Below are 22,022 nucleotides of genomic sequence, written 5' to 3' on the forward strand. Positions count from 1 at the left end.
AGCTTTATTCCTTTAGTTTTTTCAATCTATTTTTCCTATTGTCTCTTTAAGCAGCCCAGGAGTGCTCCTTATCAGTTATAATAAATCCGGTTCCCGGAGTTTCCTGAATGGTTTCGGAAGAATCTCTTTTATAAGCAAACTCATAAACAGCATACGCCACTAAAGCCAAAAAAATCAGGATAAGAATCCAGGCCCAACCTGAGTTACTTTTTTTCTTTACAATTTTTATTTCTGCCATCTTTTTTAATTTTTGATTACTAAAACCTTTATTAGTACTATTTCCAGGTTCCAATGCCAAGGTTTTGTATTTCTACTATTTATAAACCTCTATTTGAAGAATCTTATCCAATTATTTTACTTTATAATTTTTCAAATTCTAGTAAAACCTGGTTGTACTACTTGTCAATATTGTAATACGCTGAATTTCAATAGTAGTTAAAAGGTGTAATTTGTTTTAAACAAAAAATGATTTAGTAATAAAGTGAGTTTTAATAATCCTGATGATAGGAATGGATCCAGAATACTTGAGTTATTAATTGGCAGTAGTAACTAATTGCCAAAGCCTTTGGCTACCTGAAAAATAACAGAACTAAAAACTAATGCTGTACCTGGTTCCAAATAATTAATTCCTATAAGAAGTTAAGTAGTAAAAGATCAGAAGAATAGTAACTAGTAAATTTTATTAGGTTAATATTATTTAAAATTTTAAATAAGGCTTGGTAATGTGTGTAACAGAAAATTAACCTCTATATTTTAAATAGTTTTGTTATGAAAAAAGACTAAATTGTTTTGTTCAGATTTTGCCGATCTGAAGTTTTACCGCCACTCATATTCCACCACCATGCAAAGAAGAGATTTTATTAAAAGTACGGCCGTTGTGGGCGGTGCTTTTGCCCTGACCGGAACTTCTACCTTAGTTCAGGCTTCCAATTTAGCAGATACTCCCTGGTTCGATCGTTCTATGCGGTGGGCGCAACTGGCCTTTGTAGAAAGTGACCCCGGGAATTATGATCCTGATTTTTGGTTGGATTATTTTAAAAGCCTGCATGCGGATGGCGTGTTGTTAAGTGCCGGCGGAATAGTGGCTTTTTACCCCACCAAAGTACCGTTGCATTACCGCAGTGCCTGGCTTAAAGATCAGGATGTGCTTGGGTACCTGGTAAATGGCTGCCGGAAAATGAACATGTCCATAATTCTGCGCACCGATCCGCATGCAGCTCGTCAAAATGTGTATGAAGCGCATCCTGATTGGATACATACCCTGGCAGATGGCAGTAAGCGAAAGCACTGGGCTAACCCGGAGTTGTGGGTAACCTGTGCTCTTGGCCCGTATAATTTTGAATTTATGAGGCAGGTAAACCAGGAAATAACGCAGCGTTACAAACCCGATGCAATTTTCTCTAATCGCTGGTCGGGCCACGGAATTTGCTATTGCGAACACTGTAAAAAGAATTTTAAAGCTTACTCCGGATTTGAACTGCCTCTATCTACTTCGGTCAACAACAGTACGGCCATGGCATCCGGCGATAAAAATGATTTGGTTTACCGTAAATATATAACCTGGCGTACGGATCGTTTAAAGGAACTATGGTTTTTATGGGACAAGGAGATCAGGAAACAAAAATCTACAGCCCGTTTTATTCCGAATGGTTTTCCGGATAAACTACTTACCGGTAAGCATTCTGATTTCTTTTTTGCCGACCAGCAAGCCCGGAGTGGTGTTATTCCGCCCTGGTCTAACGGTAAGCACGCGAAGGAACTGCGGGCTACCATGGGCATGAAGCCGCAGGTAGGCATTTTTAGCGTAGGAATAGAAGAGCAATATCGTTGGAAAGATTCGGTGCAGGATAATTCGGAAATCCGGATTTGGGTAGCCGAAGGCACTGCCAATGGCCTCTTGCCTTGTTTTGTAAAATTTGGTGGACAGATTTATGATAAACGCTGGATGGCCACAGTAGAAAACTTATATCAGAACTATTATAAAAATGAGAAATACCTCCGCAATACCGCTCCTTTAGCCCGGGTTGGCATTGTCTATTCAGAGCAAACAGATAAAAATTACGGCGGTAAAGCCTGGCAGAAAAATTACCATGACCATGCCAATGGCGTATATCACGCTCTGATTGAAGACCGGCTCCCGTTTGAAATGGTAAATGATCGCCTGATGGATACCGAACACCTGAAACCTTATAAGCTTTTAATTTTACCTAATATTGCAGCGCTATCGGAAGGGCAATGTGAGCAACTGCGGCAATTTGTGCAAAATGGAGGTAGCCTGGTGGCTACTTATGAAACTTCTTTGTACGATGAAGAAGGCAAACAGCGAATCAATTTTGGCTTAGCTGATTTACTAGGGGTTACTTATGCTCAGGGAGTAGAAGGCCCAATGCAGAACAGTTACCTGAACTTAAAAGCTGATCCGGCTACCAAACAATATCACCCGGTACTAAAAGGCCTGGAAGAAGCAAACCGGATAATTAATGCAACCCACCGCGTAAAGGTAAAGGCCAATACTAATTTCCCAAGCCCGGTAACCTTAGTGCCAACTTACCCCGATTTGCCCATGGAAGACGTATTTCCGCGTCAAGGCGATACGGATATCCGGGAACTTTATTTGCGCGAAGTAGGGCAGGGGCGGGTAGCTTATATTCCCAGTGATCTGGATCGTACTTTCTGGCAAATTATGAGTACCGATCATAGCAAATTACTCCGGAATACCATTAGATGGGCCCTGAACGAAGAACCAATGGTAGAGGTAAAAGGTCCCGGCGTTATTGATGTAACTACCTGGCAACAGAAAAATTCCCTGACGGTGCACCTGGTAAATCTCACCAATCCGATGATGTTAAAAGGCCCTTTTCGGGAGTTGATACCGGTGGATACGCAGGTAAGTATCCGGGTGCCACAAAATAAGAAAGTTACCGCAGTACATTTGCTATTAAGTGGCCAGAAACCAGCCTTTGAAAATACAAGAGGTCTTATTCATTTAAAAGTAAATCAGCTTACAGACCATGAAATAATAGCCTTGGATTTTGCTTAATATAAAAGCTCCTGGAGCAGAGCACTCCAGGAGCTTTAACAATTACTCTTAATTTTATCTACGGGATAATCAAGAAGAAACATAGTATGCTAATTTATTCTAATATTTTAACTATCACTTACAAGAAAATAATAAGCTTAAGCTAAGTTGGATAAAATACTTTCTCCTCTTGAAAATGTTTTATTGTAAGTTTTAAAAGTTGATAGTAAAAATTGTGAAATGAAATTAGCAAAGCTTAGTAGAACTACACATAGAAGCTGGCTAAATCTTATTTAGCTATACCAACCCTTACTTTCTTATTTTTAAGCTTATGGGTTTCTAAAGCCTTTACTACTTTATCGGCCTTGGTTCGGGATACGGCAGCAAAGGTTACATAATCCTGCACAGCAATTAAACCTAATTCTTCTTTCTGTAAGCCGCCTTTTTGTAACAGGAAACCTGCCACATCGCCTTTGCTTATTTTGTCTTTTTTGCCGGCACTTAAATAAATAGTTTCCCAAGGACTTGGCGGAGGTAGAACAGGGCGTGTGGGCAATCTTTCGGTCTGTAAAGAGGCTGGAAGGTAGCCAGGTTTTTCGCCGGGATTTAGCAATACATAAGCTGTGCCTTTCGCCTGCATCCGGGCTGTACGGCCATTACGGTGAACAAAAGTTTCGGCAGTGGCTAGTTCATAATGCACCACATTTTCTATTTCCGGAATATCCAGGCCACGGGCGGCCAGGTCGGTGCTTATAAGCAGATTATAAGTGCCGTTTCGGAATTTCATTAAAGCTCTTTCCCGGTCAGGTTGTTCTAATCCCCCGTGAAAAATGCCATGAGCCAGTCTTTTCTGGTTAAGGTAAGCACTTAGTGCTTCCACGGCATCCCGTTGGTTGCAAAATACTAAAGTAGGGGCATTTCCTATTTTACATAATAAACTAAACAAAGTACTTTCTTTGTCTTCATTAAGAACAGGAACAGCTTTAAGTTCTAAATCAGAAATGCTTTGATTGTCGGTAAGGAAATTTAATGTCTCATAATTTCGCAAGCCCGTAAATCCGGGTATTTTTTGCATGGAAGTAGCTGAAGTGAGTAGCCGTTTTTTTACCCGGGGGAGTTGTTCAATAATAAACTTCATTTCGGCTTCAAACCCAAATTCCAATGCTTTGTCAAACTCATCGAGTACCAGCGTATGCACAGAAGTGCCGGTAAGGTTACCTTCCCGTAAGTGAAAAGCAATCCGACCCGGAGTACCTATCAAAATAGCAGGAGGATTGGTTAGACTACTTTTTTCCGAGGTGGTGTTGTGCCCCCCATAAAAGCATTTAATCCGGAAGCCGGTACCCATTTGGCTTAAAACCTGTTCTATTTGTAAAGCCAGTTCCCGGGCCGGTACTAACACCAAAGCTTGTACGCCAGTAACTTCAGGTGATAGCAGGTTTAAAAGTGGCAATAAAAATCCCAAGGTTTTCCCAGAACCAGTAGGAGCCAGTAAAACCATATCCTGGCGGGAGGCTACTTCAAGAGCCGCTTCCTGCATAGGGTTTAATTTGGATATGTTAAGTTTCTGAAGCGCTTGTTCCAACATGGGTTTGATTTTAGATTTTGGTAAAGGTACGGGAATAAAGCCTAATTTAGTTTCTATTGTTTATACTGGATAGTGGGCGACTATGTAGTTTTAGGTTTTATCCAAAAAGAAAGAAGCAGCAAAAAAGCTGGAAAGGGATCAACAAGTTAGGTGTTAGGCGGTCTTTAATAAAAAAAAGGTGTAGCTTTTGCTACACCTTTTTTACTAGCTGTTCATTGGAAAGCTTATTTTGTTTTCTCGGTACTTGCAGGTTCGGCTACCTGCGAATTACTAACAAAAGCAATTGATTTGCTATCCGGAGACCAGGAATTAACATTTAGGGTTCCCTGGCCACCATATAAGTAAGCAATTACCCGAGGGGCACCGCCATTTACCGGCATTAACCGCAACGTTACCCGTTGGTAAAAAGGATGGGCATCCGGATCAATATCGGTCGGGAAAGAAATATAGGCAATCCATTTTCCATCCGGCGATAGGTGCGGAAACCAATTATGATTTTCGTCAAAGGTTAATTGTTCTTTACCAGTACCATCTGGTTTCATCCGCCAGAGCTGCATGGTGCCGGTTGGGTTGGCGTTGTAATAAATATATTTGCCGTCTGGCGAATATTCCGGCCCATCCACATGCCCCGAAGTATTTTTAGTTAAAGCTACTTCCTTACGGGTAGTTACGTCAGCCTTGTAGATGTTATAGATTTTAGCACCGTCGCGTTGGGCTACAAAGGCCACATCCTTATTATTGGGTGCCCAGCCATGCCAGTAAGACGGCGATTTTTCGGTAATCAATTTAGGCGTACCGCCTTGTAGCTGTAATACGTAAATGTAGGAGCCTCCCGCAACACCTTCCCGGCCGCCACTAATAGCTAACTGTTTGCCATTAAAAGAAATACCGTGGTCGTTGTTAATGCGGGTTACACTTCCCGTGTTCAGTTTTTCCGGTGTCCCTCCCGTAACCGGAATGGTGTAGATAGCCCCACCTCCGTTGTAAAGTAATTTTTTACCGCCCGGCATCCAGTTAGGGGCTTCAAACCGTTCCGGCGATTCCAAAATTACTTTTCTTTTGCCGTCAGCAATAGTCATGGTTTCGAGGCGGCAGCCTAACACCGGTTGGTTTTTAGGCAAAGTTTTCTGTATTTGGGGGTTAGGATGGTAAATGCTGGCTACGGGTTTGTCTATCCGCACATTCCAAACGCGGGCTTCTTCTACCACATCGGGGTTATGCGACGAAATAAATAAACCAGCCAGTACGGCATCCGGCATATCCGGCAGTTCGTGCGAACCTACTTCTTGTAAGGGTTCGCCCCAGTTGGCTACCCGCATAATCATTTTCTTGCCAGTGCGCTCCAGCTGAATAACCTGGAAAGGTGTTTTTTTCGGGTAAAAAATTTCATCTTGCGGGTCGCGCATAAAAGCACCTCGAATTGGCCGCCATTGTAATACCGTCAGACCATCGCCGTGAATTACTGCGTTCATGCTGGCCGCCGATTCATCTGCCGATTCCCGTACCATCCAACCTATTTTCCGGTGCGGATCTACGCCTTTTCCAATAAACTCGAAATTAGCTGTCAGGATGAAATCTCCTTGCAGCTTGTTATAAAGGTAATGAAATTCATCCCGGTTAAACCAGATGTTACTGCCTCCGCCTTTTAAGTGGTAGGTTTGGGTAGCTTGCTCGTACGTTGACGCACCGGCATTTTTAGGTCTCCCCACATCGGCGTGGTTCTGGAAAATACCGACGGCATTGTTTTGGGCAAAACTCATTGTGCTTAGCAGGCAGCAGGTAATAAAAGATAACAGTTTTAGCATAGTTTGAGCATTAATGTGGTGGATTTTAATTAAATAAAGTTGCCAAGAGCTTCTAAATTCATTATAGCTTAGAAAGTTAAATAAAATAAATCCAATATAGCGATTTACTTACGTTGCTTCCTCCTTATTAAAATAAGACAAGTCTGAAAAGGCAGTTCCCTATTAAGTAAGCTGCTTTTTAGATAAGAATACAAAAGAACTTAATACAGCTAATAGCCCACCAATAATGGTAAAAACCACTCGTTCCAAAGCTATGGCGTATGGATTAGCCGCATGTGAACCAAGCAGCAATAAAACAAACATGGTTATAAAAATTACCGCTACAGCATAATTTTTCCGCACAAAATATAAGAACAGGAAAACCAGCACCCCTGATAGTAATATCTGCACCAAAGGAGAGGGGTGCAGAAAAAGAATAAAGCTGCCGGCAATACAACCGGCCAGGGTACCCAGTAGGCGTTCGCCAACCTTTTTCAATGTTTGAGTATGGCTTACCTGTAGCACTACAATAGCAGTAAAGGGCATCCAGTACCCGTGCGGGTATCCGGCATAGTGGTCAATGGTTAAACCGATAACTAATAACAAACCTAGTTCAATGGCATATATTACCAGGCTTTGTGGCAACCATAATTTAGAGGCTGTTGTAATTTCTTCAGTACCTTCAAGAGGTATGGGCTTATAAGTTACCAATAGTAATCCCAAAATAAAATCTAAAACTAAACCTAAAGCCCCGCCGGTTGCCGTGGCTATAATTGGTTCCAATAGCCGGTGGTCGGTTAAAGCCATAAAATAAAGTACGCCGGCTGGTATTACAATATCGGGCCAGTTCTTGGGAAAAAGTTGGCGCCAATAGGCAAAGCTAAAAGCCAATAATACGGCACCCACAAGGGTAAAAAGCAGGTTAGTCCGGGTTAAAACGGCCAGGGTGGTGGTGGCAATCAGAATTAAAGCTCCCTGTAGTACCATGCCCGATCTTTTCAGAAGCGTTGTTTTGGCATTAATTCCCGAAACACTTTGTATGGCGACCACCAGAAATCCGGCAAGGGTAGCTTGCCCGGTTAAATGTATCAGACTTAAACCCAGTACTACTGCCAAAGCCGAAAAAAAAGCGTTTTGATTAATTGAAACAGAAACTATTTTTTGGTTGAAAGAAAGGTTAGGCATCAGAAAATAATTTAAGGAAAAGAATGAAGAGCCAGTCCGCGAAGTGGTGGGTTGGAATTACCAGACCGTTATTCTACAGCCCGAAAGTATATTTTATCCGGAAATTTCCCTAGGGCAAATAAGGTAACATCGCACAACCACACCGATTGAATGGCATGGTTGATGGGTTTATAATAAGCGCCTCCTCCCGGATCTGCTAATTTAGTCCGTTCCATAGCCAAGGCTCCCGGAAAAGGTTTTTCACTCATTTCTACCTTTACCCGTGCTTTTCCTTTGGCTAAAAAATCCAGCATATCATCGGCGCCGGCTACCATGGCCAGGTTTCCTTTAGGACCCGGGTAGGAGGGCAGGTCTATGTACCAAGTACCATGCGGCTCTTTATAGAAAGAAAATAAAATAGGGTCATCTTCTGATTTCTTCCATCCAGTCAGCAATGCCACCCCAATTCCTATCATTAATTGCATTATCCAGATCATATTTTAAAAACCGATCTTGGTTTAAGAATGTTACAATAAATTTAGCTACGAAATGGCCAATAAATTACTAACTTAATTAAAGGTTTAAATTTGCAAATTAGGCATTATCAGGAGAAGGTACAGCGGCTATTCACCCAGTAACAGCGGGTTTAAATATTATTTGAGAAGTAAAACTTCTAGTTATGGGAATTGGCCTCCTACCAAGATATTTTTACCACTAGCTCAAATTCTAAGTATTATTTCCTTATTTTGGCTTTAAAATGAACAGGTAAACCTTTGTAAATACATAAAATTCCTGTTTTCCGCCTTTTGCTGTTTAAATTCACCTCATGGAAAAAATTATTGCCGATATCAATGATATTGTCTGGAGCAACGCTTTAATCATTCTTTGCCTGGGTACAGGTATTTATTTTTCAGTAGTTACCAAATTTCTACAAGTGCGGTACTTCCGCGAAATGATTCACTTATTGTTTAACAGTTCGGCTTCTGCTAAGGGGGTAAGTTCTTTCCAGGCTTTTTCTATTGCCATTGCGGGCCGGGTAGGTACTGGTAATATTGCCGGTGTAGCCACGGCTATTGCCATGGGCGGACCTGGTGCTATCTTCTGGATGTGGATGATTGCCTTTTTAGGCAGCGCATCTGCTTTTATTGAAGCTACCCTGGGCCAGATTTACAAAGAAGTAAAAGATGGCCAATACCGGGGCGGACCGGCCTTTTATATAGAAAAAGGATTGGGCATGAAGCGGTATGCTGTTGTTTTTGCCGTTGCTACTATTATAAGTACAGCTTTATTATTACCAGGTGTACAAAGCAACAGCATTGCCATGGGCATCAGAAATGCTTTTCCTGTTTCTCCTATTGTTACGGGTGGGGCAGTGTCCTTTTTATTAGCCCTTATAATTTTTGGAGGAGTAAGACGGATTGGTAAGGTGGCTGAAATTCTGGTTCCTTTCATGGCGGGAGCTTATATAATAATGGAGGTCATTATCATCCTGGTAAATATTGCTGAAATTCCAGCCATTATGAGCCTCATAATTCGCTCGGCTTTTAATCTGGAACCAGCCTTTGCCGGTGTATTTGGCATGGCAGTTTCCTGGGGCGTAAAAAGGGGAATATATTCTAATGAAGCAGGTCAGGGTACGGCCCCCCACGCAGCAGCAGCGGCAGAGGCCAGTCACCCGGTAAAGCAGGGTCTGGTACAAGCTTTCTCAGTGTACGTAGATACGCTTTTTGTTTGTACGGCTACGGCTTTTATGATTTTATTTACCGGACAATATAATGTGGTTAATCCAGCCGGTGGTTTTTTAATGGAGAATATACCCGGTGTGCCCTTTGGTTCTGAATTTACCCAACAGGCAGTAAATACCCATTTTCCTACCTTAGGTGGAAGTTTTGTGGCTATTGCTTTACTGCTTTTTGCTTTTACTACCATTATGGCGTATTACTACATTGCCGAAACTAATTTGAGTTACCTGATGGGAAAACACAACTATAAATGGTTGTATGTAGTGCTGCGTTTCCTGATCTTAGGTGCCACCTTTTTGGGTTCCGTAAAAACAGCTGAATCGGCTTGGGCTTTAGGCGATATTGGGGTAGGTATTATGGCCTGGTTAAATATTGTTGCTATTCTGCTTTTGCAGAAGCCTGCCTTACGGGCTCTTAAAGATTACCAGGCGCAGAAAAAAGCTGGGCTGGATCCCGTTTTTAATCCAACCGAATTAGGAATCAAGCAGGCCGACCAATGGGAAAAGCAAGAAATGATAGCCCGGTAATACCTGTTTTATAAATTTTAAAAGAAGCCATGGCGGGTATATTCATCTGTCATGGTTTCTTTTTTAAGTCTACACAGCAAAGATTACTAGGTTTATTCTCCTGGAGTAATTTGTTTTTCATTATGTTTGAGTCTTTCCAGGATAAAAGAAATACAGTTTTGCCTGTTGGGCAGCTATGAAAGCGCTTACCTCATCTCTTAAACATTTTGTCGTTCAGAAGTTAAGAATCTCTAATAAAGAGGCCGTCCAATTAATTGTTTCAGGCAAAGTTTTAGTAAATAATCAGCAAGGAACCTTAACCCAGGTGGTGCTTCCGGAAGATATTATTCTGTTTAATAGCCAAGTGATTAAAGAAGCGGAAGCTTTTATTTACCTGGCCTATTACAAGCCGCGGGGCATTGAATCTACTTTAAATCCTGCTATACCAGATAACCTTTTTACCGCCTTACAACTGCCGCAACGGGTTTTTCCGGTAGGGCGCCTGGATAAAGAGTCGGAAGGATTAATGTTGCTCACGAATAACGGTAAAATTTTTGACCAGATTATTCATTCCGAGAATCACCAGGAAAAAGAGTATAAAGTTACCGTGGATAAGCCTTTAAGCCCAGAGGCTCTTAATCTGTTGGCTAATGGAATAATAATTATGGGAAGAAAGACCCGTCCAGCTATTGTGAATCAGTTGGATTCTTTTTCGTTTACCATTGTTCTGACACAGGGGCTTAACCGGCAAATAAGGCGCATGTGTTATAAAGTAGGATACCAGGTGAATCAATTAATTCGGATCCGGATTATAAATATTTGTTTAGGAAATTTGGCTCCGGGTGAGTGGCGAAATTTAAGTAAAGCGGAAGTGCAGGCCTTAATACAAATGATATCACCTGCATAAACGTCTTGTCATTTAAAGGTTAGGCACTATTAAATTTTATTAATTATTTATTAGGAAGATACAAAAAGAACGGCCTTGGTTTATTAACCAAGGCCGCTCTTTCTTTTAAAGTTGTTTAGCCTTAAATGCTGCCAGTTACAACTAATAAGGAGTAAATTATGCCTGGCAACAACAATAGCAGGGTTAATAATAAACTAATCCAGAAACGGTTTGTGATACCTTCATATAAACCTACAGCCAGTGGCGGTATGAGGATGGCCAGAATGACCAGCAATATATTGGTGCTTTTAGCAGCGCTTTCAGTAATGGATCTTCTAACATCCTTTTTAAATTCCTTTTTTTCCGCTTTGGTCATGGTAGCCAATCGTTCCTTAGCTAAGTTGAGCATATTGGCTTCGGAAACGGTCTGGTGTTGTTTTTCAGCCGTAGCATTTGCCAAAACAGCAGAATTTACTTGTGAAAAGGTTTTAATATTTTTCTCCAAAAGTACAGGCACCGCGGCACCGGCACTAGCTTCCAATATTGGTTCAGTTTTCGAATTGAGCTGAGTTATGGCGGTATTTGCTTGGGTGGTTTCGGGTGCTTCTGAATTTTCTGTTTTCAGATCATTGGCTAAAGCGGGCTTAGCTTTCACCTTCGTGTAGTAAGTAGGAGTAGAGGAGCTAAAACTAAAATACTCTTTGGTGCCGCACGAAAATAAAAATTGGCTGACAAATAAAACGCCTGCCACCTGTAGTAAAAACTTGCTTTTCATAGTTGTATAATTTAAGTTGGTAAAATCAAATTAAAGAGCAACCTGCTTTCCCTACTATTACCTGCTACGCCAAGGTTCGTACTACCTTAATACTATTGCCAGCCTTAATGGTTTAATTAATTTAAAAACAAAGAATTTATAGGTTACCCTTCTGGGGTAGATGAAAATTGTCCTTTACCAAGAAAAGGCTATCTGGGTGTTGGTCTAAAATTTAGCAGGATCCAAAAAAAACTTGTAAGAAGGAAAGTATAAACTTGCCTTATCCGGAATAGTTACTTCTAGTAAAATAAATAAAGTAATTTGCGGCTTTTATAAAGTAAATAAACGTGCTGGAGATTATATATGAAGACGCGCATTATGTAGCCATTAATAAACCTAATGGATTGCTGGTGCACCGTACCCGGATAGCAGAAGAAAAAAAAGAATTCGCTCTGCAAATGTTGCGCGATCAGTTGGGGTATCGTTTGTACCCGCTGCACCGTCTGGACCGGGGAACTTCGGGAGTATTGCTTTTTGCTAAAACATCTGAAGCCGCTGCACCCCTTGTGCAAGCCTTTTCCGATCGCCAACCAGATAAAATTTATTATTCAATTGTAAGGGGCTATACTCCGGAAGGAGGAACTATTGATAGTCCCATTCGTCCGGATAAAGACCACCAGCACAAAGAAGCACAGGACGCCATAACCCATTTTACCCGCCTGGCTACAGTTGAGCTGCCGATACCGGTTGGGCCTTACCAAACCGCTCGTTATAGTTTGGTAAAAATAAAGCCTGAAACAGGGCGCATGCACCAGATTAGGAAGCATTTTGCGCACCTCAGGCATTATATTGTGGGTGATAAAAAACACGGCGATTGGCGCCACAACCGTATGTTTCTGGAAAACCTCAACAGCCCTTATCTTTTACTGCATGCTGCCTCTCTAACCTTTGAGCATCCTTTTATCGGAGAACAAATTCAGATAAAAGCACAGATGTCCGAAAATATGCTTCGGTTGTGCCAGGAGTTTTCGTGGCAATATATTTTGGCTAGTGAAGTGGCACTTCCGCAACCAGTTCCCATGGTTTACAATTCGGACCAGTAATAATTAAGTTCATATTCTTACTTCTAATCAAACCGGTTGAACCTGTTTATTAATTTAAAATTAAAAAGATAAAATTATTTTAAACCTATTCAGAGTTGATGCGTAAAATATATTGTAAGCTAAATCGAAAGTGATAGCTAATATAAAAAGAGGTTAAACTTGAAACGTTTAGCCTCTTTTTTTTTTGCCCTAAACCCAATAAATTTTTAATTAGGTACTACTTTAATGGTATTACATTAGCTGTTAGAGGCTGAGACCGGAGTTATCAATTTTAAAAATAATATATTTTGTATTTAATCTAGTTAAACCGGAATTTAAAGGCAAAGATTTTAGAAAAGGAGCAATAAGCTCCTTTTCTAAAACAAAAATAATGAGATTTAAAACTTGTTTGAAGTCTGCGCCTGGCCAGTGGGTTGAAAATGGGTGGCTTGTTTAATGGTTTTGGTTTTACCTTCCGCATCTTCATAAGAACGTTCTTCTACTTCTACGGATAAAGATTTACCTTTTAATTCCTTCGTATCAAACTCGGTGCTTTTTATACTAAGAGCTTGTAAGAAAGAAGCCAGAATTGGTTGTCCGGGTTCGCTCAGGTAAAACCGCTGGTTTATAAAACCTTCTTCGTTTTCTAATCGGCAATTAAAAAAAGGAATATCTTTATTTTCACTTTTGCCATCTTCTACTTCCGTAATAGTAACTATATGTCGGCCTTCCGCTAAGAAAGGTTTTTCATTTACTTTAACTTTCATAACTAAATCTTTTAAACTTATTGCTAATAAGAATACGGTTTTAAGGGGCATCTTGTTGAGTTTTGGCTAAATTAAATAGCATATAATTTATATTGGCTAAAACATTTAGTAAAAATTCACTCTCTGTTATACAGTTTGCTAGAACTTATTCAATAGTATCTTCACCTTTCTATTTTGGTATTAAACAATCCGGAAGAATAAGGAAAGGAAGGTTGGTCCTGATTTCCCTTTATTAATATAACTTTTACAATTTTTGCTTGTTCAAAAAAACTTGGCAAAATCACAGGGAGCAACAAGAAGTTAAGGAGGAAAAATTAACTAATTGATCAAAATTTGTATTTAAAATATATAAATAATTATATTTAATTAGGAGGAAGCCATTAAAAAACAGTTTGTCCGGATAAATGGTCCGTTTAACTTACGTTTATCCAGGCCCATCGAAAAAAACTTTTTCTGGCCTTTTTACCCGGTAATTTTGAAGTGTTCATTATAAAAACAGGTAGGGAGCGAAAGGTTATGAAAATGAAACTTAATTTTGATTTATCTAATGTATTTCAGATTGTTAAACAAAATAATCTGGCATCAGGAACAAGATATCTGGTAAAGCAATTACCTAGTAAAGGATATAGCCTGGCAATAGGTACCGGATTAATTGTTTTGGTTTCTTTTCTTTCGGCTTTTACTTTTAGCACCGCTTTCGAGGAAAAAGTTGCTGGTAACCTGCAAATCCAACTTAATGAAAAAACAACCGCTGGTTTATTTGTAAATCCGGCACAACGCCCGGTTTTGACCGCTGCTTTAACGGAGCTATATGAGGCGAATAATTTTAAACCACTTTGGCTGCAATCAGCGTCTGATAAATCTAATTTAGATTCTTTGTTGAGTGTGCTCCGGAAAGCGGGGCAAGAAGGGTTACAGCCTGCTACTTATCATGTACATCAACTAGAAACATTAACAGCTGAGGAAGGTTTGTTCTCGGATGCTGCCCGGGTTGCAGAATTAGACCAGGTAGCAACAGCAGCTTATTTATTATATGCTTCTCATGTATATAATGGCAGTATATCTCCAACTCAGCTAGATGCTAACTGGCACATAAAAATAAAACAACTTGCACTGGTTCCCCATTTACAAAACGCTTTACAGACAAGCAAAATCAAAGAATCTTTAACAGAACTGGCTAATGTGAATCCGGCTTCTGCTCAACTTAAACGAGAACTGGCTAATTTAAGAGGCATAGCAGAAATAGGAGGTTGGCCAACTAACAATAAAATAGTAGTTAAAAATGACGCCAATGAAGCAGTAACAATTCTGAAGAAAAGATTGGTATTTTCCGGTGACCTGGATAGTACTTTAAGCAAGGGAAACCTGTATGATCAGGCGGTTTCTAAGGCGGTAGAAAAATTTCAGAAGCGCCATGGTTTACAGGTAACTGGCAAAGTTGATCAGAAAACAGTTAATACGTTAAATGTACCAGTTGAAAAAAGGATCGAGCAAGTAATTGTTAACCTGGAGCGCTTGCGCTGGCAGCCACGTCGCGGAACTGAAACGGTAATTGCCGTAAATATTCCGGAATTCAAGCTGCGGGTTTACGAAGCCAATAAAAAAGTTCTAGAGTCCCGGGTAGTGGTAGGTAAAACGAACTTTGCAACTCCTGTTTTCGAAGATTCTTTAGAGACCATCGTTTTTAGTCCGGAATGGAATGTGCCGGACCAAATTGCCCGGGAAGAGATTTTACCGCAATTGCAAAAAAGCGCCGGTTACCTGGAAAAAAACAACTTTCTGCTTTACGATTCCTATAGTGCCACCGCTAAGCCGCTTAATGCTTATGCCATTAATTGGCAAGCCGTAACGCCCGAAAATTTTAAATACCGGATAGTCCAGAAAGCAAATCCAAAGAATGCGTTAGGTGCTGTTAAATTCTTATTCCCTAATCCATTAAACATCTACATTCACGATACACCGGCTAAACAATTATTTAACGAAAACAAAAGGGCCTATAGCCATGGTTGCATTCGGTTAGAAAATCCGGGTAAGCTTGCTACCGTATTACTTAAAAATGATAATGCCTGGACGGTAGATAAAATTCAGGAAAAAATGAACCAGTTAGAATCAACCAAAGTAGGTCTGAAAAAAGCCGTTAAGGTTAACATTATGTACCTGACCGCTTTTGTACATGATGGTCAATTACAGTTCCGGGACGATGTGTATGGTTATGATCAGGCTCAGTTAGCTACTCTGAAAAATCCTTCTTTTGTAGCACTTCGGTAGTATAAAAGTAAAAATATTACTTCGGAAGTAGTTAATAAAACTTCGGAAGTAGTTAATAAATAATTAGAAAGCAGAGGCTGTTGGCGTAATAGGTTGTTCACCTGTTTTGCCGACAGCCACTGCTTTTTAAACCTCGGTTTTAGTTAAGACTAAATATAAGAAGTATAATATTCCATATCTTTAATAAATAAAGATAACAATGGTGTTAAAAAGAGGATTACAGCTCTAAATTAAAATTTTCAAGTCTGCTGCAATTTTTTCAGCCCATTGCTTTTGTTTGGTTTTATTATTCCCACCATTAGTTTCCCGATCATACAATACCTGGTACTGCCCCATTTCGCGGGAATTTTTTTGCAACAGCTCTTCTACTTTTTCTTTTTGTTCGTCAGCACCCAAACTATTTAACTGAAGTTCCAATGTTTCGGCAAAGATATGAGCAATATCAAAGTGTACTTGTTCATGAGCCAGGGTATAAGCATCTTTGTATCCGGGTTTTACCCACGACTGATTACGGAAGGCAATAGCATATACATCGTAAGTAGTTTTGCCCGACCAGAAACTAACTTTTTTAACCCGTAAATTAATAGAAACAATTATTTGCGCACCAGCCTCCGAACGGCTATAGTTCGGCTTTCCTTTAAAATCATCCCAGGTCAGTTTCTTTTCAGGATTATAAACCAGGGTATCGCTCTTTTGGCTATACCCGGATAAGGATAATACCATACCCAAAAAAATCAAATACCATACTTTCATACATCCCCTTTCGTTTAATCCAACCCAGACGTTTTTTATGGGCTTTAAGTTTGCCCGCTACTAATGCAGGTGCAATCTTTTGTCCAATAATAACCTAAAACCGGGCACTACAGTGGGAAGGGTAGCAAAGAGCATTCCAAACAATTATAATAGCTTTTTTAAGAGGTGACAACGGATTATAATTTGGTTTTACCAGTTGATTATTACCTGTTAAGATATTTGTGAAATGCTAAGATCTATGATAATTTTTAACAGTGTTAAAATAGAATTTATAACATAACTAAGGCCGTTCTGGCATGTTAAATATTTGCATTTTAGAGGCTAAAACAAAATGCACTATGATCTACTCCTCTGGTGGGTTTGCGCCGCGCGCTATCGGAAAATTCTTAAAACCCTAAACCAATACCAGGTGGAAATCTGAAATCGCTAAGTTAACCGGCTAGATAATAAAGTTATTTACCCTTTTTATATTGTATTAAAAGTTAGGACCGGGAACCAGATTTTATAAGGTATTAAAGACAACTAATTAATACAGTCCAATAATTAATGAAGACTTAATCTGAGACCTTCGGTTCTCCAGTTTTCTCTAAATGCTATTGCTTTCTGGTGCTCCTAATCTTCTATTTCTGATTCTTACTTAAAAAATTTAATTTTTTCAGGCTTTTATATTATTGAATTACAGCAGATTAAAGTTTGATATTATAATAATAACAAAATATAATCTTATTATTATATAATTCGTATGTAATAATTGTAATATATTAATTATTTTTATTACTTTATTATCACAAATTAAGCTTATATTATTTATTAAAATTTATTCCTCTATAAGCTATTTGTTAAGTTTTGATCTAATGTTATTCTAAACTTTCAAATAAATAAGCAGAACACTAGACGATTGTTTTCTGTGATTTAGTATTAAAAAAACACTGCATGAAAAAATTCTACAAATTTTTTTTACTGTGCCTTTTAGGACAGTTTTTAATACATACATATGCACTAGCCCAGGCCCAGGCGCCTGATTTTATTTGGGCAAACCGAATAGGTGAAGATACCTACCGTAGTGCTAGTTCATTAGGCGACAAAAACGATATAGCCAGAGATGCTTCTGGAAATATTTATGTAAGCGGCAATTTTGAATCTTCTATCACATTTGGGAATATAACCCTAAACAGCAGTGGGGATTATGATTTATTTATAGCTAAATACGATCCTGCGGGAAATGTACTTTGGGCCAAAAGTGCCGGAGGAAGTGGTTCCGATAAAAGTCGGAGTATTGCAGTAGATGGTGCAGGGAATGTTTACATAACCGGGCGATTCAAAAGTAGTCGGGCTTCTTTTGGCTCTTTTACTTTGTCCAACACTGGGGATGATGATGTTTTTATCGCTAAATATGATGCTTCAGGAAATATAATTTGGGCCAAAAGTGCCGGAGGAACCAGCACCGATCAGGGAAATGGCATAGCAGTAGATAGGTCCGGAAATGTTTACGTGACAGGAAGTTTTTATACTACGGTTTCCTTTGGTGGTACTACGCTTACCAGCACAGGTGACAGGGAAATGTTTATTGCCAAATACGATGGATCAGGAAATTTGCTTTGGGCAAAAAGTGCCGGAGGGCCCTATCATGATCATGGGATGGAAGTGGCCGTTGATGGTTCAGGTAATGCTTACATAATAGGAGAGTATTATAAAACAGGTACATTTGGTGGAGTACTACTCACGAGTGATGGGGATTCGGATATTTTTGTTGCCAAATATAATAGTTCTGGTAATGTGGTGTGGGCACAAACAGGCGGCGCTTCCGGAACATTTAATGATAAAAGCCAGACCATTGCGGTGGATGCTTCCGGCAATGCTTTTGTTACAGGTAGTTTTACAGGCACGGGTTCGTTTGGCAGTAGCAGGCTCCAGAGTAGAGGAATGGCTGATTACTTTCTGGTTAAATACAGCAGCGAAAATGGATCTGTAGAGTGGGCAAAAAGTTATGGAGACACCGGTGATGATACGAGCTACGGAATTACGCTGGATGATGTTGGTCAGCCCTTAGTAACGGGTGAAACTGAGAGTAGAACTGGCACAGGTATTGATGTTTTTGTTACACAATTTGATCAGCTGGGAGGTGAACAGTGGACAAAAAACGCCGGAGGCTCCGGTAGCGATTATGGTCAAAGCCTTGTAGCCTTTGGCGGTAATATATACCTAACGGGAGAATATTCTGGTAATGCTACTTTTGGTGGGAAAACCCTTACTGCCAGAGATAAAGGAATTTTTGTAGCAAAATTGAGCAGCTCTTCTCCAGCTCCCATTGTTACACCTCCTACTGTTAAGGGAGGTAGAAGATGTTTCGCGGGTGATGTAACATTGGAGGCAGCTGGAGGAAATAATGGGGAATACCGATGGTACACTACCGCTACCGGAGGCACTGCAATTCCATATGCTACTAATGCGACTTATACCACTCCAATGTTAAGTGCCACAACTACTTATTATGTGTCATTAGTAAGTGGTAGTTATGAAAGTGAAAGAGTGCCCGTAACTGCCACCATAGATAATGGTCCCGGGAACAATAGAATATCAGGAGGAGGGGACTTTTGCTATGGTGAAACTGTAAGAATTACAGGCTCTGTACCAAACGGATTGGACGATTACGTTATCTTATATAAATGGCGAATGCTAATTCCTCTTCCCTCTGGTGGGACTGAGTTTAAAGATCTTCATCAAGGATTTACAACAGATCCAAATTATAGTGTAGGTGCTTTTCCTCCAGGGATTAATGGGTATCTTCCAAGGCCTAACGGTCCAAGGACTTTTCAAGTGGAAAGACTGGCACATTATTCAGGAGGAGGAGGATGTCCAAGTTTTAGTAATTTGGTAACAATAAATGTTTTATATCCTGTAGAGCCTCCGCTGGCAACTCCTTATGAAGTTGAGAACTGTGGTCCAGGTAAGGTAACATTAACGGCAACTGGAGGAAGTAATGGGGAATACCGATGGTACACTACCGCTACCGGAGGTACTGCCATTCCGAATGCTACTAGTGCTACTTTCACCACGCCTGAATTGACGGCAACAACTACTTATTATGTTTCCTTAGTTAGTGGCTCCTGTGAAAGTAGTAGAACACCCATAAAAGCAACCATTAAAGCTTTGCCTTCTGCACCAACCGTGAGTAATTTTAGCTACCAGCAAGGAGCAATGGCTCCAGCCTTAACAGCTACCGGCAGTAATCTGCTGTGGTATACAGCTGCTACAGGAGGCACCGGTTCAGCAACTGCCCCAACACCATCCACAGCTGTAGCAGGAACAACTAATTATTATGTAAGCCAAACATTGAATAGTTGTGAAAGCCCCCGGGCTGCAATAACCGTAACGATTACTCCAGCAATCCCAATAAGTTTTAACTTAGGCTCAGTAAATGGCCAGCAGGGGAGTGAGGTAATATTTCCTGTAAGGGTTTCTAATTTCAGAGACATTATTTCTATGCAGGGCAGTGTGCAGTGGAACAGCTCCGTAGCTACTTTTGTGGGCGTGGAGTATTTCGGCATAGCAGGCTTAACTAGCGCTAACTTTGGCACCACGGCAGCCAGTAGCGGTCAGCTTAGCTTTTCCTGGAACCAAACGGCCACTTCGCCCTTCAGCTTACCCGATAACACCATCTTATTTGCTGTTCGGCTGCGGTTGGTTGGTAGCCCGGGAGCCAGTACAATTTTTTCGCTTAGCAGTTCTCCAGTCAAGGTTGAATTTATCAACAACAACCTGGCTTCCGTGACAGTTGGTTATAACAGCGGCCAGGTAAGCATAGACAAAGAAGTGGTTATTTCAGGTACGGTTAAATCCCTATCGGGTACCCCGCTCAAAGACGTAGTGGTAAAAGCCAGCAGTAGTGCTGGTAAACAACATGTTGTTACCCCTGCTTCCGGAGCTTTTAGCTTTAAGATGAGTGAAGGCACTGCCCATGTTATAGCACCGGCCAGCCGTAAAGAGGTAACTGCCACCAATGGAATTACTACGTTGGATATCGTACAAATTCAGCGGCATATTTTAGGCATACAACCGCTAGCTTCTCCTTTCAAAATAATTGCAGCAGATGTATCCGGCTCTTCTTCGGTAACCAGCACGGATATAGTATACATCCGGTCCTTGATTTTAGGAAACACCCGCAGCTTCCCTAACAACAAGATGTGGGCTTTTGTGAAAAATGATTTTGCTTTCCCTAACTCCAGAATGCCTTTCCCTTACGATAGTGTCCGCAGCTACAGTACCGTCACCGACCAGAGCAGCCAGGACTTTATAGGTATTAAGTTAGGTGATGTGAACGATAGCTGGGATGTCAATACTGCCCGGATAGCCGTTGCCGGCGAGCTGCAGTTACAGGTGGCCGACCAGCAGGTAAGCCAGGGAACAGAAGTGGTGGTACCGGTTACAGCTACTAATTTTGATGATGTAAGTGGTTACCAGTTTACGCTTAACTGGGACCCCAAAGTACTGCAGTTTGCAAGAGTAGAATCAGGCAGCCTGGAAGGCAACTTCGGCACCCATAATACCCAGCAAGGAAAGCTGACTACGTTATGGACAGATCCGGACGGCAAAAGTCAGAGTTTGAGTAATGGTACAGCTATATTCCTGGTGCACTTTAAAGTAATTGGAAATGGCGGCACCGAAAGCAAAATAGAAATAAATTCTGCTCTTACTGGTAGTGTCGCCTATACCGGCAAGCTGCAGCAACTGACTATTCATGCCAAAGAAGCGGTGGTAAAAGTGAAAGGCCGGAGGTATGCCCTCTATCAGAACTATCCTAACCCGTTCAACGAGCAGACAGCCTTTCATTTTGAATTACCCGAAGAGCAGCAGGTAGAGCTAAGTATTTACAATGCATTAGGACAGGCAGTAAAGCAGTTTAGTGGCCGCTATAAGGCCGGAGAGCATGTTGTAAACTGGAAAGGTGAAGATGAAGCTGGCAAAAAGTTAGCAACAGGCACTTACTTCTGCCGAATGAAAGCAGGTAAGTTCACCGGAACAGTACAGATCATCCTGGCTAAATAACTTTCAAAAATAATTTATTACCACTTTCATTTGTAAGCATGCAACGATATCTGCTTTTAATAACTTGTTTTTTAGTTTCAATTATATCGAAAGTTTATGGCCAGGGTACAGATTTGTTGTTATCAGCAGATTCTGAATCTGCCATGCCCGGTGCTGAAGTTTTAGTACCGGTACGTGTAAATGGCTTTACCAATATTATAGCGGCTCAGGGTACAATTGTATTCGATCCCAAAGTAGTCAGCCTTCTAGGAGTAGAAAAATTTGGGCTGCCCAGCATGGGAACCTCGAACATCGGCACTACCCGCAAGGACCAGGGGGAAATTGTGTTTGCCTGGGACGATGCAACCCTTGCCGGGGAAAGCTTAAACAAGGATGCTATTTTGTTTTTAATCCGGTTTAAAGTTACAGGTGGGGCAGGAGCAAGTACTCCGATAAGTTTTGCCAATACTCCAGCTGTTATAGAGGTTTTAAATAAAGATTTTGTTACAATTAAAGTGATAACAGAATCTGGAAAGTTGCAGGTTTTATCTGAAGCACCCAAGGTGCCATCGGCACCAGTAGTAAGCAGTGTTAGTTACTGTCTGGGATCGGCTGCTACGGCATTAACAGCTACGGGCACTAACCTGCTGTGGTATACCGCTGCTACCGGAGGTACTGGTTCGG

General features: G+C 40.8%; 15 protein-coding genes. 7 read left to right on the forward strand and 8 right to left on the reverse strand.

Going from position 1 to position 22,022, the window contains the following annotated elements; translation table 11 throughout:
- Nucleotides 1–46: 46 nt before the first annotated feature.
- The gene (locus ADHAQ_RS0119290; RefSeq protein WP_157433466.1) at nucleotides 47–238 is read right to left on the reverse strand and encodes a hypothetical protein; all 192 of its coding nucleotides are present in this window, start codon (nucleotides 236–238) and stop codon (nucleotides 47–49) included.
- A 603-nt stretch (nucleotides 239–841) separates the two neighbouring features.
- Here ADHAQ_RS0119290 and ADHAQ_RS0119295 point away from each other — a divergent pair.
- Nucleotides 842–3,040 (forward strand): beta-galactosidase trimerization domain-containing protein, encoded by a 2,199-nt coding sequence (locus tag ADHAQ_RS0119295; RefSeq protein ID WP_026464341.1) that lies wholly within the window; start codon nucleotides 842–844, stop codon nucleotides 3,038–3,040.
- Nucleotides 3,041–3,308: 268 nt separating this feature from the next.
- Here the strand turns inward: ADHAQ_RS0119295 and ADHAQ_RS0119300 are convergent, their stop codons facing one another.
- The 4 genes from ADHAQ_RS0119300 to ADHAQ_RS26335 form a co-directional block, all read right to left on the reverse strand.
- The gene (locus tag ADHAQ_RS0119300) at nucleotides 3,309–4,607 is read right to left on the reverse strand and encodes a DEAD/DEAH box helicase (RefSeq protein ID WP_026464342.1); all 1,299 of its coding nucleotides are present in this window, start codon (nucleotides 4,605–4,607) and stop codon (nucleotides 3,309–3,311) included.
- A 224-nt stretch (nucleotides 4,608–4,831) separates the two neighbouring features.
- Nucleotides 4,832–6,412, reverse strand: coding sequence for a TolB family protein (locus ADHAQ_RS0119305; RefSeq protein ID WP_034256930.1), 1,581 nt, complete (start codon nucleotides 6,410–6,412; stop codon nucleotides 4,832–4,834).
- Nucleotides 6,413–6,574: 162 nt separating this feature from the next.
- Nucleotides 6,575–7,576, reverse strand: a complete 1,002-nt coding sequence (locus tag ADHAQ_RS0119310; RefSeq protein WP_026464344.1) for an FUSC family protein — start codon at nucleotides 7,574–7,576, stop codon at nucleotides 6,575–6,577.
- Between the two features lie 68 nt (nucleotides 7,577–7,644).
- On the reverse strand, nucleotides 7,645–8,052 hold the full coding sequence (locus ADHAQ_RS26335; RefSeq protein WP_051360039.1) for a DUF6717 family protein: 408 nt from the start codon (nucleotides 8,050–8,052) through the stop codon (nucleotides 7,645–7,647).
- A gap of 329 nt (nucleotides 8,053–8,381) precedes the next feature.
- Here ADHAQ_RS26335 and ADHAQ_RS0119320 point away from each other — a divergent pair, with 329 nt between their 5' ends.
- Both ADHAQ_RS0119320 and ADHAQ_RS0119330 read left to right on the forward strand, forming a co-directional pair.
- Complete coding sequence (locus ADHAQ_RS0119320; RefSeq protein WP_026464345.1) at nucleotides 8,382–9,824, forward strand: alanine/glycine:cation symporter family protein; 1,443 nt, start codon at nucleotides 8,382–8,384, stop codon at nucleotides 9,822–9,824.
- 175 nt (nucleotides 9,825–9,999) lie between these two features.
- The gene (locus tag ADHAQ_RS0119330) at nucleotides 10,000–10,710 is read left to right on the forward strand and encodes a pseudouridine synthase (RefSeq protein ID WP_026464346.1); all 711 of its coding nucleotides are present in this window, start codon (nucleotides 10,000–10,002) and stop codon (nucleotides 10,708–10,710) included.
- 121 nt (nucleotides 10,711–10,831) lie between these two features.
- On the opposite strand, the gene ADHAQ_RS28725 is transcribed toward ADHAQ_RS0119330, so the two are convergent.
- Entirely contained in the window at nucleotides 10,832–11,464 is a 633-nt protein-coding gene (locus ADHAQ_RS28725) for a YqaE/Pmp3 family membrane protein (protein ID WP_245590641.1), read from the reverse strand.
- Between the two features lie 326 nt (nucleotides 11,465–11,790).
- Here ADHAQ_RS28725 and ADHAQ_RS0119340 point away from each other — a divergent pair, with 326 nt between their 5' ends.
- Nucleotides 11,791–12,546 carry a pseudouridine synthase gene (locus ADHAQ_RS0119340; RefSeq protein WP_026464348.1) on the forward strand — a complete coding sequence of 252 codons (756 nt, stop codon included), beginning with the start codon at nucleotides 11,791–11,793 and terminating at the stop codon, nucleotides 12,544–12,546.
- Between the two features lie 377 nt (nucleotides 12,547–12,923).
- Here the strand turns inward: ADHAQ_RS0119340 and ADHAQ_RS0119345 are convergent, their stop codons facing one another.
- Complete coding sequence (locus tag ADHAQ_RS0119345; protein ID WP_026464349.1) at nucleotides 12,924–13,292, reverse strand: hypothetical protein; 369 nt, start codon at nucleotides 13,290–13,292, stop codon at nucleotides 12,924–12,926.
- A 516-nt stretch (nucleotides 13,293–13,808) separates the two neighbouring features.
- Here ADHAQ_RS0119345 and ADHAQ_RS26340 point away from each other — a divergent pair.
- The gene (locus ADHAQ_RS26340; RefSeq protein WP_051360040.1) at nucleotides 13,809–15,560 is read left to right on the forward strand and encodes a L,D-transpeptidase family protein; all 1,752 of its coding nucleotides are present in this window, start codon (nucleotides 13,809–13,811) and stop codon (nucleotides 15,558–15,560) included.
- 225 nt (nucleotides 15,561–15,785) lie between these two features.
- On the opposite strand, the gene ADHAQ_RS0119355 is transcribed toward ADHAQ_RS26340, so the two are convergent.
- A complete protein-coding gene (locus ADHAQ_RS0119355; RefSeq protein ID WP_026464350.1) occupies nucleotides 15,786–16,313 on the reverse strand; it encodes a DUF922 domain-containing protein in 528 nt (175 codons plus the stop codon).
- A gap of 933 nt (nucleotides 16,314–17,246) precedes the next feature.
- Between ADHAQ_RS0119355 and ADHAQ_RS0119360 the strand changes: the two genes are divergently transcribed.
- A complete protein-coding gene (locus ADHAQ_RS0119360; protein ID WP_026464351.1) occupies nucleotides 17,247–21,359 on the forward strand; it encodes an Ig-like domain-containing protein in 4,113 nt (1,370 codons plus the stop codon).
- A gap of 38 nt (nucleotides 21,360–21,397) precedes the next feature.
- Nucleotides 21,398–22,022: cohesin domain-containing protein (locus ADHAQ_RS26345; protein ID WP_034256931.1), on the forward strand; the 625-nt coding region annotated here is incomplete at its 3' end.

The organism is Adhaeribacter aquaticus DSM 16391, assembly GCF_000473365.1.
Lineage (GTDB): Bacteria > Bacteroidota > Bacteroidia > Cytophagales > Hymenobacteraceae > Adhaeribacter > Adhaeribacter aquaticus.